General features: G+C 64.4%; 14 protein-coding genes. 10 read left to right on the top strand and 4 right to left on the bottom strand.

All coding sequences use genetic code 11. The features are described from left to right. Positions 1-120: 120 nt before the first annotated feature. The gene (locus ACFRJ9_RS03250) at positions 121-519 is read left to right on the top strand and encodes a hypothetical protein (protein ID WP_377664361.1); all 399 of its coding nucleotides are present in this window, start codon (positions 121-123) and stop codon (positions 517-519) included. Here the strand turns inward: ACFRJ9_RS03250 and ACFRJ9_RS03255 are convergent. The 4 genes from ACFRJ9_RS03255 to glmS all read right to left on the bottom strand — a co-directional run bounded on the left by ACFRJ9_RS03255 (position 516) and on the right by glmS (position 5,214). Then, positions 516-902, bottom strand: a complete 387-nt coding sequence (locus tag ACFRJ9_RS03255; protein ID WP_377664363.1) for a DUF3040 domain-containing protein — start codon at positions 900-902, stop codon at positions 516-518. The genes ACFRJ9_RS03250 and ACFRJ9_RS03255 overlap by 4 nt on opposite strands. A gap of 59 nt (positions 903-961) precedes the next feature. Beyond that, on the bottom strand, positions 962-1,729 hold the full coding sequence (locus ACFRJ9_RS03260) for a carboxymuconolactone decarboxylase family protein (RefSeq protein ID WP_377664365.1): 768 nt from the start codon (positions 1,727-1,729) through the stop codon (positions 962-964). Beyond that, positions 1,716-3,128, bottom strand: coding sequence for an MFS transporter (locus ACFRJ9_RS03265; protein ID WP_377664367.1), 1,413 nt, complete (start codon positions 3,126-3,128; stop codon positions 1,716-1,718). The genes ACFRJ9_RS03260 and ACFRJ9_RS03265 overlap by 14 nt, the downstream gene beginning before the upstream one ends. Before the next feature lie 184 nt (positions 3,129-3,312). Next, a complete protein-coding gene (gene glmS / locus ACFRJ9_RS03270; RefSeq protein ID WP_377664369.1) occupies positions 3,313-5,214 on the bottom strand; it encodes a glutamine--fructose-6-phosphate transaminase (isomerizing) in 1,902 nt (633 codons plus the stop codon). A 137-nt stretch (positions 5,215-5,351) separates the two neighbouring features. On the opposite strand from glmS, the gene ACFRJ9_RS03275 reads away from it, so the two are divergent. From ACFRJ9_RS03275 to glpK, 9 genes are read left to right on the top strand one after another with little or no spacing between them, the layout of a single operon-like run. Further along, complete coding sequence (locus ACFRJ9_RS03275) at positions 5,352-6,404, top strand: substrate-binding domain-containing protein (RefSeq protein WP_377664371.1); 1,053 nt, start codon at positions 5,352-5,354, stop codon at positions 6,402-6,404. A 46-nt stretch (positions 6,405-6,450) separates the two neighbouring features. Then, the gene (locus ACFRJ9_RS03280; protein ID WP_377664373.1) at positions 6,451-7,530 is read left to right on the top strand and encodes an ABC transporter permease; all 1,080 of its coding nucleotides are present in this window, start codon (positions 6,451-6,453) and stop codon (positions 7,528-7,530) included. Further along, the gene (locus tag ACFRJ9_RS03285; protein WP_377664375.1) at positions 7,527-8,369 is read left to right on the top strand and encodes an ATP-binding cassette domain-containing protein; all 843 of its coding nucleotides are present in this window, start codon (positions 7,527-7,529) and stop codon (positions 8,367-8,369) included. Before ACFRJ9_RS03280 ends, ACFRJ9_RS03285 begins: the two co-directional genes overlap by 4 nt. Continuing rightward, on the top strand, positions 8,366-9,265 hold the full coding sequence (locus tag ACFRJ9_RS03290) for an MBL fold metallo-hydrolase (protein ID WP_377664378.1): 900 nt from the start codon (positions 8,366-8,368) through the stop codon (positions 9,263-9,265). Before ACFRJ9_RS03285 ends, ACFRJ9_RS03290 begins: the two co-directional genes overlap by 4 nt. A gap of 1 nt (position 9,266) precedes the next feature. After that, on the top strand, positions 9,267-9,908 hold the full coding sequence (eda, locus tag ACFRJ9_RS03295) for a bifunctional 4-hydroxy-2-oxoglutarate aldolase/2-dehydro-3-deoxy-phosphogluconate aldolase (protein WP_377664380.1): 642 nt from the start codon (positions 9,267-9,269) through the stop codon (positions 9,906-9,908). 46 nt (positions 9,909-9,954) lie between these two features. Then, positions 9,955-10,794 carry an SDR family oxidoreductase gene (locus tag ACFRJ9_RS03300; protein ID WP_377664382.1) on the top strand — a complete coding sequence of 280 codons (840 nt, stop codon included), beginning with the start codon at positions 9,955-9,957 and terminating at the stop codon, positions 10,792-10,794. A 6-nt stretch (positions 10,795-10,800) separates the two neighbouring features. Then, positions 10,801-11,868 (top strand): galactitol-1-phosphate 5-dehydrogenase, encoded by a 1,068-nt coding sequence (locus ACFRJ9_RS03305; RefSeq protein ID WP_377664384.1) that lies wholly within the window; start codon positions 10,801-10,803, stop codon positions 11,866-11,868. Further along, the gene (locus ACFRJ9_RS03310) at positions 11,865-12,914 is read left to right on the top strand and encodes a zinc-dependent dehydrogenase (protein WP_377664386.1); all 1,050 of its coding nucleotides are present in this window, start codon (positions 11,865-11,867) and stop codon (positions 12,912-12,914) included. Before ACFRJ9_RS03305 ends, ACFRJ9_RS03310 begins: the two co-directional genes overlap by 4 nt. 44 nt (positions 12,915-12,958) lie before the next feature. Next, a complete protein-coding gene (gene glpK, locus ACFRJ9_RS03315; protein ID WP_377664388.1) occupies positions 12,959-14,458 on the top strand; it encodes a glycerol kinase GlpK in 1,500 nt (499 codons plus the stop codon). Positions 14,459-14,472 lie beyond the last annotated feature (14 nt).

Below are 14,472 nucleotides of genomic sequence, written 5' to 3' on the forward strand. Positions count from 1 at the left end.
GCCGCTCCCTGTGCCAGTTTCCGGGCAACGGGGAGGAACAGCAGGATGAGGCACCTGTTGGTCCACGAAGCTCCGGCGTAGGCTGGCAGCGGGGGCAATCTACAGGGTGAGGGTTTCACCATGCACAAAGCACAATCGATCATTCCCGCCGTTCAAGACCTTGCCAGTGAGTGGGTGAAACATGCAGCGGAGGGCACCGCTTCCCAGACGGATGCCGTGGTGGGCTGGGCCTTATCCCGGATCAACCATGCCGATGTCCCGTCCGTGGTCCACGGTGTCATTCTCACGTTGACAGGCAATCGGAAGGCTGCCAAGAATGCCCGGCGCACCGCCGCGCAAGCCGTCAGGAAAACGACACAAGCCCTGGGCCGCAGGACCCGTCAGCGCGGTTCGCGGCGGGCCGGATGGATGATCGCGCTGGCTGCGGCCGGCCTCGGAGCGTGCGCCGTCCTTGCGTGGCGGATGATGGTGCCCCCGGGTGAGCCTGTACCGGCCTCCTCCGGAAACAGTCGCCGCTAAGGTACGGGTTCGCCGTCGTGCCTTTTGAACCGGCGCTGCAGTGAGGACTTACTCACAAGCCAGTACGCACCGGCGCTGGCCAGCAGGAAACCCAAAACACCCAGAATGACCCATTGGGTGATGATCCCGGCGATGACCATCGCGAAGCCGGCAACCACAGCCAGGCCGCCAAGAATGGTCCGGGTGAACGCACCCCGTGGCCGTCCAGACTGCAATTGAAGGGCCAACTCAGGATCCGATGCCGCGAGGCCGCGCTCCAGCTCTTCCAAGCTCTTGCGTTCTTCCTCCGACAATGGCATCGGAATCATCCTCACCATACGAGCACGGACCGCAAACTGCGCCGATGCTCCATCCACAAGCACGTGCGCTGTTCGCCGTGCCATGACTACATTATGTGCCCGTTCCGCCCCGCTGACCACAGGCACGGCGGCTTCCTCGAGGGCTACACGGTGGGCACTGCCGGGGCGGCCTCGTTGAGCACCCGGAGCGCGTTCAGAGTCCTTGGATATCCGATGTAGGGCAGCAGCGCCGTGATGACAGAGAGCATCCGCGCACGGTCGTTGCCGACGTTGAGATTCCCCTGGACGTGTCCCTTCACTTGCGGTTCGCATCCGCCCAGCGAGACCAGCATCGCCAGGGTGAGGAGCTCGCGGGTGGGTAGGTCCATGCCGCCGCGCGTGAGGAAGTCCCCGAAGCAATTGGCGGCCAGGTACTCCTGGAAGTGCATCTCATCCCCGGCCGCGGCAGCACGGAGGGCCTCCACCCGCTCCGGACCCGCGATCAGCTTCTGCACGGCCAGGCCTTTCGCGGCACGGTCTGCTGTTGCGGTGGTGGATTGTCCGGGCAAGGGCAACTGGACGCCATGCTCAGTGAGTATCGCATTGGTGGTGTGGAGGAAGTCCGAGACCTTCGCCATGCCGACGTAGGGCACGGCCTGATAGACAATCTCCTTGACCTCCACGGCCGTCACCCCGATGGTGAGGGCGGCACCGAGCAGAGCCCTGTACTCCCCCATGGCTTGGGAGGCGATGAGCGACGCCAACTGAACCATGACCCGGGTCCTTGCGTCCAGGTTTGAATCCCGGAGGGTCTCGTCGAAGGCGAAGTTGGTGAAGATCTCCACGAGTTCCGGGTCGGAGGCCGTCAGGCCTGGAAGCTGGCCGGCGAAGAGCTCGTCATGGTTCCGGCGCGCAGTCTCAGTTGGTGCCATGGTGTATTTCTCCTTCGTTGGTTCTTTGGATGAAAACGCTCGCCACCGTCGTCGCAAGGAGCAGCAGTGCAGCGATCAACAAGCTCGCCTGCAGGCCGGGCACAAAGCCGGCCGGGCCCACCAGCAGTGCACCGAAGACGGCCACACCCACTGCCCCGCCAAGTTGCCGGAACGTATTGAAGACTGCGCTGGCGGCGCCTGATCGGTGGGCCGGGACGCTGTCCAAAACGTGTGCCGTGATGGGCGGCATGGCCAAGGCACCACCCACGCCAATGGGCACCAACAAAATGGTGACAGCCATCAGCGAACCGAGTGGCGCGGCCAGGAGCATGCCTACCAGGCCGGAGACCATGAGCAACTGGCCCAGGACGGCCGGGAAACGCGGCCCGCGCCTGGCTGCCAGCCGGCCGGCGGCCACGTTGCTGATCGCGATGAGCACTGAAGCCGGAAGGAACGCAAGGCCCGCAAACAGCGGGGACAAACCGAGGTGCTGCTGGAGGAAGAGACTGATGACGAACACCATCCCGTACCACCCCACCATGAAACTGAAACCCACCGAGAGCGCGATCCGGAGGCCCGCGGACCGGAACAAATCCAGGGGCATCATGGGATTCCGACCGCGGGCCTGGGCCACCAGGAAGACAGCGATTGCCAGGACCGCACCGAGCAAGGAAGCGATGACCAGCGGAGATCCGAAGCCCGTGACACCACCTTCGATGAGACCGAAAATGAGCGCCCCCACCCCGACGAGGGAGGCAAGTTGGCCCACATGGTCGAACACGGCGGGTCGAACCGGGGACCTCGGGACTCTCAGCAACATTGCAACGGCAGCGGCGCCAACAGGAACGTTGATGAGGAAGACCAGCCGCCAGTCGATGGTGGTCAGCAGTCCACCCAACGCCGGGCCGGCGGCGGCAGCCACCGCGCCGCCCAAAGCCCACAAGCCAATGGCCTTGGAGCGCTGGATCGCGTCGGGAAAGGCTTCGCGGATGAGGGCCATCGACGGCGGCAGCATCAGCGAGGCTGCGGCGCCCTGAACGAACCGGGCCAATACCAATGCCCAGAGGACGGGGGCGGAGGCACAAGCCGCGGAAGCGACGACGAACAGCACCAGCCCGAACGTGAAAGCGCGTTTGGCTCCGATGCGGTCCGACAAAGTGCCGGCGAACAGCAGCAAGGACGCGAACATCAGCGTGTAGCCGTCCACGATCCACTGTTGTCCGGCAGTTCCGCCGCCGAGTTGCGTGCCGATGGTGGCCAACGCGACGTTGACGATCAGTGCGTCCAGCGTGATAACGAAGAATCCAAGAGTAGAGACCGCGAGGGCAAAGCGCGCGGCGGAGGACTGCATCGGGGCAGGGGCTTCGCGTTGACGGGGGCGGAGGCTGGTGGAGGTCACCTCCCCATAAGACGCCCCTTTTGCGAACCGTGGGAGAGCCGGTTGATACAGGTTCCGGCAGTACCTCCCTTTCCCGGCCAGCGCGGCTAGCCTCGTTCGAGGCAACACCTTCCCGTTTGGAAGGTAGGACCCCATGCGTTTCGATCCCGAGGCACCTGTCGAGAAACGGGCGGGCGGCCCCGGACTACTCCACCGTGACGGACTTGGCCAGGTTCCGGGGCTGGTCAACGTCGAGCCCCTTCTCGCCGGCAAGTGCGGCAGCGAACAGCTGGAGGGGAACCGTTGTCAGCAGTGGCGCAAGCAGCGGCGACGATTCGGGCACACTGACGACGTCGTCAGCCCAGTGCCGCGCGACGCCATCCCCCTCTTCGGCGACTGCGATGACGCGTCCTCCCCGGGCTTTGATCTCCTGGATGGTGGACATGACCTTGGAATGCAGGAGGCTGCTGTGCCGGGGTGATGGCACCACTACAATCACGGGCTGGCCATGGTCGATCAGTGCGATGGCACCGTGCTTGAGCTCGCCCGCCGCGAAACCCTCGGCATGGATGTACGCGAGTTCCTTGAGCTTCAGCGCACCCTCCATGGCAACCGGGAATCCAACATGCCGGCCGATGAAGAGCACGGATTGCGTATCCCGCAGGTCGGCGGCCAGCGCGTCGATCCGCGCAACCCCGTCCAGTGTGCGCTGAATGAGGTCCGGAATCCGCCGCAGCTCCTGGGCCACTTCCCGGGTTTCCGCTTGGAGCGAGGAACCGCGCAGTTGCGCCAAGTAGAGCGCCAGGAGCAGGTTGGCCGTGACCTGGGCAAGGAATGCCTTGGTGGAAGCAACCGCAATTTCCGGCCCGGCCAGGGTGTGGAGGACGCCGTTCGATTCGCGGGGAATGGTGGAGCCCAGTGTGTTGCAGATGGACAAGACCACAGCTCCCTGCTCGCGGGCATAGCGGACTGCCATCAGGGTGTCCATGGTCTCTCCGGACTGCGAAATGGCCACCACCAGCGTTCGGGAATCCAGCATGGGGGTGCGGTAGCGGAACTCATGGGCAAGATCCACCTCAACGGGAATCCGGCACCAGCGTTCAATCGCGTACTTGGCGATCTGCCCGCCGTAGGACGCGGTTCCGCACGCAACAATGACCACCTTCCGGATGCCGGCCAGGGTCCCGTCGTCGATGCCAATCCCGTCCAGTCGGACTGAACCGTCCACGCCGATCCGGTCCTGAATAGTCCGCCGGACCGCTTCGGGCTGTTCCAACATCTCCTTGGCCATGAACGATGCATGCCCGCCCTTGGACGCTGCTTCGGAATCCCACGTCACGGCGAACTCCGCCGTCTCAGCGGGCGCGCCCAGGAAGTCGGTCACAGTGACTTGTTCGGCGGTGACGCTAACAACTTGGTCCTGCCCCAGTTCAACCGCACGCGTGGTGAACTCGGCGAAAGCCGACACGTCCGAGCCGAGGAAGTTCTCGCCGTCGCCGATCCCCACCACCAGTGGCGAGTTTCGCCGCGCGGCCACAACAACGCCGGGGTGATCCGCGTGTACGGCCAGCAAGGTGAAGGAGCCTTCCAGCTCCTGGCAGGCGTTCCGCATTGCGACGGCGAGTGCATCGCCGGCCACTTCGCGCCCGCCATTTTCGACGGCGGCACGGTAGGCCTGCGCCAGCAGCGCGGCGGCCACTTCCGTGTCGGTCTGCGACGCGAACCTGTGCCCGTTGCCCTGCAGTGATTGGCGCAGCGGAGCGGCATTTTCGATGATTCCGTTGTGGATCACGGCCAACCTGCCATGGTCCACCAGGTGGGGGTGCGCATTCGCATCCGTTGGCGCCCCGTGGGTGGCCCATCGGGTGTGACCGATGGCCACCTCACCTTGCGGGAGCGGCTCGGCGAGGAGCGAGTCCGCGAGTTTGGCCAGCTTGCCCGCCTTCTTCCTGACATGGACGCGACCAGCCGAATGAACGGCGATGCCCGCTGAGTCGTAGCCCCTGTATTCCAGGCGACGCAAGCCACCCAGCACTACATCGAGCGCACGTTCGCGGTGAGTTTCCAGTGAGCCGGCCGGGCCGACGTATCCAACGATTCCACACATGGGTGCCAGCCTAGCCGGTCTTGGAAATTTCTTCCAAAAGATATTGATTGGTGGAAAATTCCTGCTATCGTTGTGATCAACACCACCCCTCCCTGAAGTTCAGCAGAGAGACTCCTCTCGACAGAAAGGCCTCGAAAATGACCGCTCGTACACAACGGCGTGGAATGACCATCAAGGCAGCAGCCTTCCTCGCAGCCGCTGGCCTCACGGCCGGATTGGCCGCTTGTTCCCCGTCCGCAGCCGACTCCAAGCCGCTCGTTGGGCTCATCACCAAGACGGACGACAACCCGTACTACGTCAAGATGCGCGAGGGCGCCGAAAAGAAGGCCGCGGAACTGGGCTTCGAGCTCCAGGCGCTCTCCGGCCAGGGCCAGAGCGACAACGACTCCCAGGTCAAAGCCATCGAGAACCTGGTTGCACGCGGCGCCAAGGGCATCATGATCGCCCCGTCCGATTCCGAAGCCATCCTCCCTGCCATCAAGAAAGCACGGGACGCGGGCGTGTTCGTAGCGGTCCTGGACTCCCCCACCAACCCGGCGGATGCTGCCGACGCAACCTTTGCCACAGACAACTTCCAGGCGGGGGTGCTGATCGGCCAATGGTCAGCTGCCCAGTTTGCCAACAAGCCCGCGCGGATCGCCATGCTGGACCTCAGCCCCGCCCAAGTGGCAGTGGACGTGCAACGCAACCAAGGATTCCTGCAGGGATTCGGCGTGGACATTGCCGACAAGAACAAGATCGGTGACGAGAAGGACCCCAGGATCGTGGGGCACGAAGTCACCAACGCCAACGAGGCCGGCGGGCGCGCGGCCATGGAAAAGCTCCTCCAGCGGGACCGCACCATCAACCTCGTCTACACCATCAACGAACCCGCCGCAGCGGGAGCCTACTCCTCTATCAAGGCCGCCGGCTTGGAAGGCCAGGTCACCGTAGTTTCCATCGACGGCGGCTGCCCGGGCGTCAACGACGTCAAGGCCGGAACCATCGGGGCCACCTCCATGCAGTTCCCCATCAAGATGGCCGGAGATGCACTCCAAGCCATCAGCGCCTATTTGAAGGACGGAACCAAGCCGACCACAACCGACGGCCTTGATTTCACCAACACCGGCGTCACCCTGATCACCGACAAAGCTGCTCCGGGCGTCACCTCTGAACCCACTACGTGGGGCCTGGGCAACTGCTGGGGCTAGGCCCGGCACCCAGACCACCGTTCATTGAACAGCGAAGGTACACACAATGAAGTCAGTATCCGCGACCACCGGCGCCCCTGCGCCGGCCAAGACCCCCGACGCCCCCGCCCAACGTAGGGTCGGCGAGCGCCTGGACGATCAGCCTCCCGTTCCTTTTCTCGGTCGGGTCCAGCGCCAAATGCACGCCCACCCCCTCCTGGGGCCGACTGCAGTCCTGATCCTCGCCTGCGTGGTGTTCACCGCCATGGTAGGCCCCCGGTTCATCGATCCCCTCAACGTTTCGCTCATCCTGCAGCAGGTGCAGATCATCGGCATGGTAGGCATCGCGCAGACGTTGATCATCCTGACCAGCGGCATCGACCTTTCGGTTGCCGCAGTCATGGTCTTCACCACGGTCATCTCCGGAAAGTTGGCGGCCGAGGCGGGAGTACCTGCCGTCCTGGCCCTGCTGATTGCCCTGGCTACCGGCGCCGCTTGCGGTTTCCTCAACGGCGTCCTGGTGACCCGCTTCCGCGTCCCGCCCTTCATCTCCACCTTGGGAACACTAAGCATCTTCACCGCCCTGAATCTCCTGGCTTCAGGCAGCCAGACGATCAAGGCCAATGTCCTCCCGGACCTGCTCCTCTGGCCGGGCGAAACCTTCAAGGTACTCGGAGCTCCGGTTACGTACGGCTCCATCCTGGTCCTGCTGAGCTTCATCGCCGTTGCCTTCATCCTCAAGCGCACGGCGTGGGGCGAGCACATCTACGCGGTGGGTGACAACGCCGAAGGCGCCAGGCTCAGCGGCATCCGGACCACCCGTGTCCTGTTGAGCGTCTACGTCGTAGCTGGCGTCATCTGTGCCATTGCCGGATGGCTCCTGATCGGCCGCGTAGGCTCCGTCAGCCCGTTCTCCGGCGAAGGAGTGAACCTGGCCAGCATCACTGCAGTAGTCATCGGCGGCACCAGCTTGTTTGGCGGCCGCGGCAATGTCCTGGGCACCCTGTTGGGCGCCTTGATCATCGGAGTCTTCAGCAACGGCCTGACTTTGGCCGGCGTCGATGTCCTCTGGCAGGTATTCACCACAGGCGTTCTGGTCATCGTCGCAGTCGGACTGGACCAGTGGACTCGAAAGGTCGCGGGATGACCACCAACCCAACTTCCACCAACCCGGTTCCCACAATTCAGCCCATCCTTCGGGCGCGGAACCTCGTCAAGCGCTACGGCCACGTCACTGCCCTCGCCGGCGCGGACCTCACGCTCTACCCCGGTGAAGTCCTGGCCGTCATCGGTGACAACGGCGCAGGCAAATCCTCGTTGATCAAGGCGCTGTCCGGTGCCCTGATCCCGGACGAGGGCGAGATCCAGGTGGATGGCGTGACGCAGAAGTTCCGCTCCCCGCTGGATGCCCGCTCCGCCGGAATCGAAACGGTGTACCAGCACCTGGCCTTGGCTCCGGCCCGGGACATCGCTGCGAACCTTTTCCTGGGCCGCGAGATCCGGAAGCCAGGCCCGTTGGGCTGGGGCCTGCGGATGCTGGACCACAAGACCATGCACAAGGAAACGGCCCGGATCATGGGCGACCTCGGCCTGCTGACCATCCAGAACATCGGCCAGGCTGTGGAGACGCTCTCCGGCGGACAGCGCCAGGGAGTGGCCGTGGCCCGTGCTGCGGCGTTCGGCAGCCGGGTGATCATCATGGACGAACCAACGGCGGCCTTGGGCGTCAAGGAATCCGGCAAGGTCCTGGACCTCATTTCCGGCATCCGTGACCGCGGCATCCCCGTGATCCTGATCAGCCACGACATGCCCCACGTGTTCGAGGTTGCGGACAGGATCCATGTCCAGCGGCTCGGCCGCCGCATCGCGTGCGTCCAGAAAACCGATATCACCATGAACGATGCCGTCTCCTTGATGACCGGCGCCCAAGCACCGCCTTCCGAACACGATCCCGAGGCCGTCCCCGCTCGATTGGCTGTCCGATGAGCGAAGTGTGGACGGTCCGTGCGGACGGTGACGGACCCGACGTCGGACATCTCACCCAGGCGCCCGACGCCGACGGCGGCCTCCGCTTCTGGTGGCTGGGCCAAGCCGGGTTCGCCTTCGAATATGCCGGCCGTCGCATCCTCATCGACCCGTATCTTTCGAACAGCTTGGCCCGCAAGTATGCGGGGACGGTGTTCCCGCATACCCGGCTCCAGCCGGTGCCGGTGGATCCCGCTGCCGTAAGGGGAGTCGATGCTGTCCTGCACACCCACGCCCACACGGACCATCTGGACCCTGACACGGTGAAGGCCCTGCAGCAGCAGAACCATCCCCTGTTCGTGGCGCCCAGGGCCCGACAGCAGGTGGCCTTGGACCGGCACATCCCCGAGGACCGGCTCCAGGCAGTCACTGCCGGGGACCGCATTGAACTTGGCGACGGCGTCACGGTCACCGCGGTTCCCGCGGCGCATGAGGAACTCGAATTCGACGCCAACGGGGACTCCGTCTTCCTGGGCTACATCCTGGAAATCGCCGGGGTCCGGATCTACCACTCCGGCGACTGCGTGCCCTACGACGGCCAGGCCGAACTGCTCCGCAGCCACGGCGTGAACCTGGCTCTGCTCCCCATCAATGGACGGGACAGCCACAGGCTGCAGAACGGCGTACCCGGCAACTTCACGGCGCGCGAAGCGGCAGCCCTGTGCCAGCAGGCGGCGATTCCCGCCGTCGTCGGCCATCACTTCGGGCTGTTCGACTTCAATACCGTGCCGCGTGAAGAAGCCGCCCGGGAACTTGCCGAGGTGGCCGGCGAACTGCTGTGGACCCTCCCCGACGTCGGCCGGTGCTATGTCATCGAGCCCGCCCGGCAGCCCGCTGTCCAGCTGAAAGGAAACTGACATGGACCTCGAACACGCCCTCCGGCAGCTGCGGATTGTTCCGGTGATCGAAATCGCCGACGCCTGTAACGCCGTCCCGCTGGGACGCACCTTGGTGGAGGCCGGACTGCCGGTCGCCGAAGTCACGTTCAGGACGCCGGCGGCTGCCGCGGCGATCGCCCGCATGGTCCAGGAAGTACCGGGACTGCTGGTGGGCGCCGGAACCGTCCTCTCCGAGGCCGATGTGGACGCAGCCGTCGACGCCGGTGCGCACTTTCTGGTCTCACCCGGCCTCAATGCCGCGGTAGTGGAACGCGCCCGCCGGGCGGGGGTACCAATCATTCCGGGCGTCACCTCACCCAGCGAGATCGAGGCGGCCCGGGCCCTCGGCTTGCGGCTGCTGAAACTCTTTCCGGCAGAGGCAGTCGGCGGGCTACCGCTCGTGAAGGCGTTCGCCGCACCCTACCCGGACATTGCCTTCATGCCGACCGGCGGAATCACGGCCCGCACTGTTGCCGCCTGGCTTCAGGTGCCAACCGTGGCAGCCTGCGGCGGATCGTGGATCGCCACCAAGGCGGACATCGCCGGCCAGCGCTGGGATGAGATCCGCAACAAAGCCAGCCAGGCGGTAAGCCTCGCCTCCCCCTCAGTGGCGTCCGTTTGACGGCCACCGAACCCATCAAAACCACCTAATACAAGGAGAACCACAAATGAGTGAAACATACGTCCCCCAGAACGGCGTGGCCCTGACCGGCAAGGTCGCCATCATCAGCGGCGCGGCCTCCGGCATCGGCGAGGCCGTGGCACGCATCTTCGCTGCCAACGAAAGCAAGGTCCTGCTGGTGGACATCGACGAGGAGCGCCTGGACAAGGTCACTGCCAGCATCCGCGGCTACGGCCGGGGAGAAGTGCACTCCATCCTGGCCGACGTCACCGATGAGCAGTCGGTCATCGACCTGTTCTCCTGGGCCAAGAGCAACTGGGGCAGCGTGGACCTCCTGGTCAACAGCGCAGGACGCGACTCCCTCGCCCCACCGGTGGTCGACGTCACCCTGGACGAGTGGAACAAGACCATGACGCCCAACCTGACAGCAGTCTTCCTGATGTGCCGCGAAGCTTTCCGCATCATGGAGAAGCAGGAAAACGGTGGCCGCATCATCAACATGGGCTCCTCCTCCGCACGCGTCGCCTCCGGCCCCGGCCACAGCCCGTACCGCGCTTCCAAGCACGGCCTCATGGGCTTCAGCAAGAACATCCTGCTCGAAGGCAAGGACAAGAAGATCGGCGTGACGGTCATCAACCCGTCGCACGTCAAGACCCCGATGACCGAAATCATCGACAAAGGCCTTTACGACGGCGACGTCCCCGCCTACATCGACGGTTGGCTGGACAAGAAGGAAATCGAAGAAGGCATCCACGCGAGCTGCATCGAGGTGGACAACGTCGCTGAAATCACCCTTTACGTGGCCACCCGCACCCCGGATGTCACCATCCCGCAGATCGCCCTCTACCCCACCCACAAGGCACACCGCTACGGCATGGAGGTCTAAGCCGTCATGAAGGCTGCCATTCTCAATGGACTCAATGACCTGGAATACGGTGACATTCCGGATCCCGAACCGGTAGGCGAGAATCCGGTCCTGGTGAGGGTCGGCGCCGTCGGGGTCTGCGGTTCTGACGTGCTCCGCTTCGGACACGGCAAGGCGTACCACTATCCGCTGGTCCTCGGCCACGAGTTCTCGGCGATCGTGGAAGAAGCTCCCGCCGGTTCCGGGCTCAAGCCCGGGGACCGCGCCGCAGTGTTCCCGCTGCTGCACCAGCACGGGGATCCAATGTCCGAAATCGGCGAACACGCCCTGGGAACCGGTTACGACTACTTTGGCTCCCGACGGCACGGCGCCATGTCCGAGCGAATGTGGGTACCGGAAAAGAGCATCTTCAAGGTCCCGGAAGGTACTCTCCTGACCCACGCGGCCATGGTGGAACCGGCAGGTGTTGCGCTGCACGCCATGCTCAAGCTGGACATCCCTACTCACGCCACCGCATTGGTGATCGGGGCCGGACCCATCGGGGCATTGGCTGCCCAATGGCTGCGCATCCTCGGATGTTCGCGGGTCCTGGTGGCAGACATCGATGACCAAAAGCTGGAGATCATGTCCGGGCTGGGCTTCGAAACCCTCGATGCCAAGACCGGAGACACTGCCCATCTCGCCCGGGCCGCCACGGACGGCTGGGGACCACAGATCACGGTGGAAGCCACCGGCAACCCCAAGGCGCTGGTGCAAGCCATCGACGCAGCTTCGGTCCAAGGCCAGGTGGTCCTGCTGGGCGATCTCAGCGGCGACCTCCAACTGGCCAAGGCCGAGGTGTCCTCGCTGCTCCGCCGGGAGCTGCGCTTGTACGGAACCTGGAACGCCAAGGTGACGCCCAAGGGCCACAGTGAATGGGACATGGTCATCGCCCACCTGGGCAAAGACCTGAAAGTGGAGGAACTCATCAGCCACGTACGCCCGCTGGAGGAAGCTCCCGGGGTGTTCCGCCAACTCACGGACCGCTCCATTTGGTACAACAAGGTGCTGTTTGCCGTTGCCGAGGAAGCCCGGGCGGAGGTGCGTGCCCAGTGAAAGCGGCAAGGCTCCACTCGGCCGGAACCATCACCGTGGACGAGGTTGAACGCCCGGTTGCAGGGCCCGGTGACATTGTCATCAAGGTCCGGGCGGCGTCCATTTGCGGCACGGACCGCCGGATCGCCGCCAACGGCCACTTCAAGCTCCCGGAAGGAACACCGCGGGTGCTCGGCCACGAGTTCGCCGGCGACATCGTTTCCGCCGGGGCTGAAGTTGCCGGCTACGCAGTGGGCGACAGGGTCAGCGTCACTCCCAACGTCGGCTGCGGGCGGTGCCAAAGCTGCCTGGTGGGCCTGAACAACATGTGCCCTTCCTACGAGGCGTTCGGCATCACCATGGACGGCGGATTCCAGGAATACGTGCTCATCCCCCGCTTCGCCATCGAACGGGGCAACGTGTTCCACCTGCCGGACAGTGTGGACTACGCCGAGGCCGCCTTGGTGGAGCCCCTGTCCTGCTGCTACAACGCGATCAGCAAACTGGACATCGGCCCGGAGTCCACTGTGCTTGTCATGGGCGCCGGACCTATTGGCGCCTGCCATGTGATGTTGTCCAAGTTGTACGGTGCCGCCAAGGTCATCGTGTCCAACAACCGGCAGGCGCGGCTCGACTTCGCCGGTTCGGTGGGGGCCGATGTCCTGGTGAACCTCGGCGAGCGCGAGTTGTCTGCCGTGGTTGCCGAGGAGACTTCCGGCACGGGCGTGGATGTGGCGCTGACCTGCGTTTCCAAGCCGGAGGTCCAGGCGGAGGCCGTTGACCTGCTGGCGATGCATGGACGGGTGAACTTCTTCGCCGGCCTGGGCAAGGCCCAACGGGTTCCGGTTGACACCAACAGGGTCCACTACCAGGGCCTCACGCTGACGGGAACTACCGGGTCCAGCAACTCCGACTACGCTGCGTCTTTGCGGCTGGTCGGACAGGGCCGGTTGAACCTCTCGCCACTGGTCACCGAGACCTTCACACTTGATGACATCGATAAGGCCATGGACTACGCAGGATCGGGCGCCGGCATGAAAGCCATGATCCTTTTCGACTCGAAGTGAAGCGCAGCCCGCCCGGGCACAGCGCATGCAGAAACGGACATCTGATGACGAAGAAGTACATCATGGCACTCGATTCCGGCACCACCGGAATCAGGTCAATCCTCTACAGCCAGGATCTTGAGATCGTGGGTGAAGCCAGCCAGGAGTTCACCCAGATCTACCCCAAGCCAGGTTGGGTGGAACACGACCCCATCGAGATCTGGAATACCCAGCTCGCGGTGGCCCGGCGCGCTACAGAGGCCGCGGGAATCGATCCCCGGGACATCAGCGCTATCGGTGTCACCAACCAGCGTGAAACCACTGTCATCTGGGACCGGAGCACAGGCAAGCCCATCATGAACGCCATCGTCTGGCAGGACCGTCGGACCGCCGGCCGGTGCGACGAGCTGAAGGAGAAGGGCTTCGAGGAGCATGTTCGCTCCACTACGGGTTTGGTGGTGGATGCCTACTTCTCAGGTACCAAGATCGCCTGGATCCTGGACAACGTTCCTGGAGCCCGTGCCCGTGCGGAGGCCGGCGAACTGGCCTTCGGCACGGTGGACAGCTGGCTGATCTGGAACCTCACCGGCGGCAAGGCCCACGTCACGGATTACTCCAACGCGGCCCGGACCATGCTCTTCAACATCAACACCCTGGACTGGGACGACAAACTGCTGGACGAATTGGGGGTACCGCGGATCCTGCTCCCCCAGGTCCGGCCCAGCAGCGAAGTCTACGGACACACCTGCGATGCGATCTTCGCCGGTGCCCGGATTCCCGTGGCGTCCGCGGTTGGTGACCAGCAGGCTGCGTTGTTCGGCCAGGCTTGCTTTGACCGGGGCATGGTCAAGGCAACGTACGGGACGGGCGCCAGCCTGGTCATGCACACCGGCGATACTCCGGTGAGCTCGGCCAACGGGATGCTCACCACCATCGCGTGGGGCCTGGACGGGAAGGTGGAGTACGCCCTCGAAGGACTCATCTTCGTTGCTGCCGCCTCCATCCAGTGGCTCCGCGATGAACTCCGCGTCATCTACGACTCCGCGGACAGCGAGTACGCGGCAATGCATGTGGAGGACTCCGGAGGGGTCTACGTGGTACCGGCCTTCACCGGGCTGGCCGCGCCGTATTGGGATCCGTACGCCCGCGGAGCCATCCTGGGCCTCACCCGGGGATCGAGCCGCAACCACATCATCCGGGCCACCCTCGAGTCCATCGCCTTCCAGATCAAGGACGTCATCAACTGCATGGAGACCGATGCGGGCATTCCCGTCTCGGAGATCAGGGTTGATGGCGGGGCGGTCCGCAACAACTTCCTCATGCAATTCCAAGCCGACATGCTCAACGTCCGGGTCCTCCGGCCCCGGCAGGTGGAGTCAACTGCCAGGGGTGCCGCCCTTCTTGCAGGACTGGCCTGCGGGATGTGGAGCACCAAAGAACAGCTGCGTGAAACCTTCGCCCTGGACCGGGAATTCGTTCCGGACATGGCTGAAGAGAAGCGGCAGAAGTTGTACTCCGGCTGGCAACGCGCTGTTGCCCGTGCCTCCGATTGGGAAGAGCACTAGTCCATCCACTTTCA

Origin of the sequence: Paenarthrobacter sp. NPDC056912 (assembly GCF_042786555.1) — a bacterium.
Lineage (GTDB): Bacteria > Actinomycetota > Actinomycetes > Actinomycetales > Micrococcaceae > Arthrobacter.

What these genes read in the sequence shown, in the direction of transcription:
- ACFRJ9_RS03275 (WP_377664371.1), top strand. Translation starts at nt 5,352, where the DNA reads ATGACCGCTCGTACACAACGGCGTGGAATGACCATCAAGGCAGCAGCC.
- ACFRJ9_RS03255 (WP_377664363.1), bottom strand. Translation starts at nt 902, where the DNA reads ATGGCACGGCGAACAGCGCACGTGCTTGTGGATGGAGCATCGGCGCAG.
- ACFRJ9_RS03290 (WP_377664378.1), top strand. Translation starts at nt 8,366, where the DNA reads ATGAGCGAAGTGTGGACGGTCCGTGCGGACGGTGACGGACCCGACGTC.
- glpK (WP_377664388.1), top strand. Translation starts at nt 12,959, where the DNA reads ATGACGAAGAAGTACATCATGGCACTCGATTCCGGCACCACCGGAATC.
- eda (WP_377664380.1), top strand. Translation starts at nt 9,267, where the DNA reads ATGGACCTCGAACACGCCCTCCGGCAGCTGCGGATTGTTCCGGTGATC.
- glmS (WP_377664369.1), bottom strand. Translation starts at nt 5,214, where the DNA reads ATGTGTGGAATCGTTGGATACGTCGGCCCGGCCGGCTCACTGGAAACT.
- ACFRJ9_RS03285 (WP_377664375.1), top strand. Translation starts at nt 7,527, where the DNA reads ATGACCACCAACCCAACTTCCACCAACCCGGTTCCCACAATTCAGCCC.
- ACFRJ9_RS03250 (WP_377664361.1), top strand. Translation starts at nt 121, where the DNA reads ATGCACAAAGCACAATCGATCATTCCCGCCGTTCAAGACCTTGCCAGT.
- ACFRJ9_RS03280 (WP_377664373.1), top strand. Translation starts at nt 6,451, where the DNA reads ATGAAGTCAGTATCCGCGACCACCGGCGCCCCTGCGCCGGCCAAGACC.
- ACFRJ9_RS03305 (WP_377664384.1), top strand. Translation starts at nt 10,801, where the DNA reads ATGAAGGCTGCCATTCTCAATGGACTCAATGACCTGGAATACGGTGAC.
- ACFRJ9_RS03260 (WP_377664365.1), bottom strand. Translation starts at nt 1,729, where the DNA reads ATGGCACCAACTGAGACTGCGCGCCGGAACCATGACGAGCTCTTCGCC.
- ACFRJ9_RS03300 (WP_377664382.1), top strand. Translation starts at nt 9,955, where the DNA reads ATGAGTGAAACATACGTCCCCCAGAACGGCGTGGCCCTGACCGGCAAG.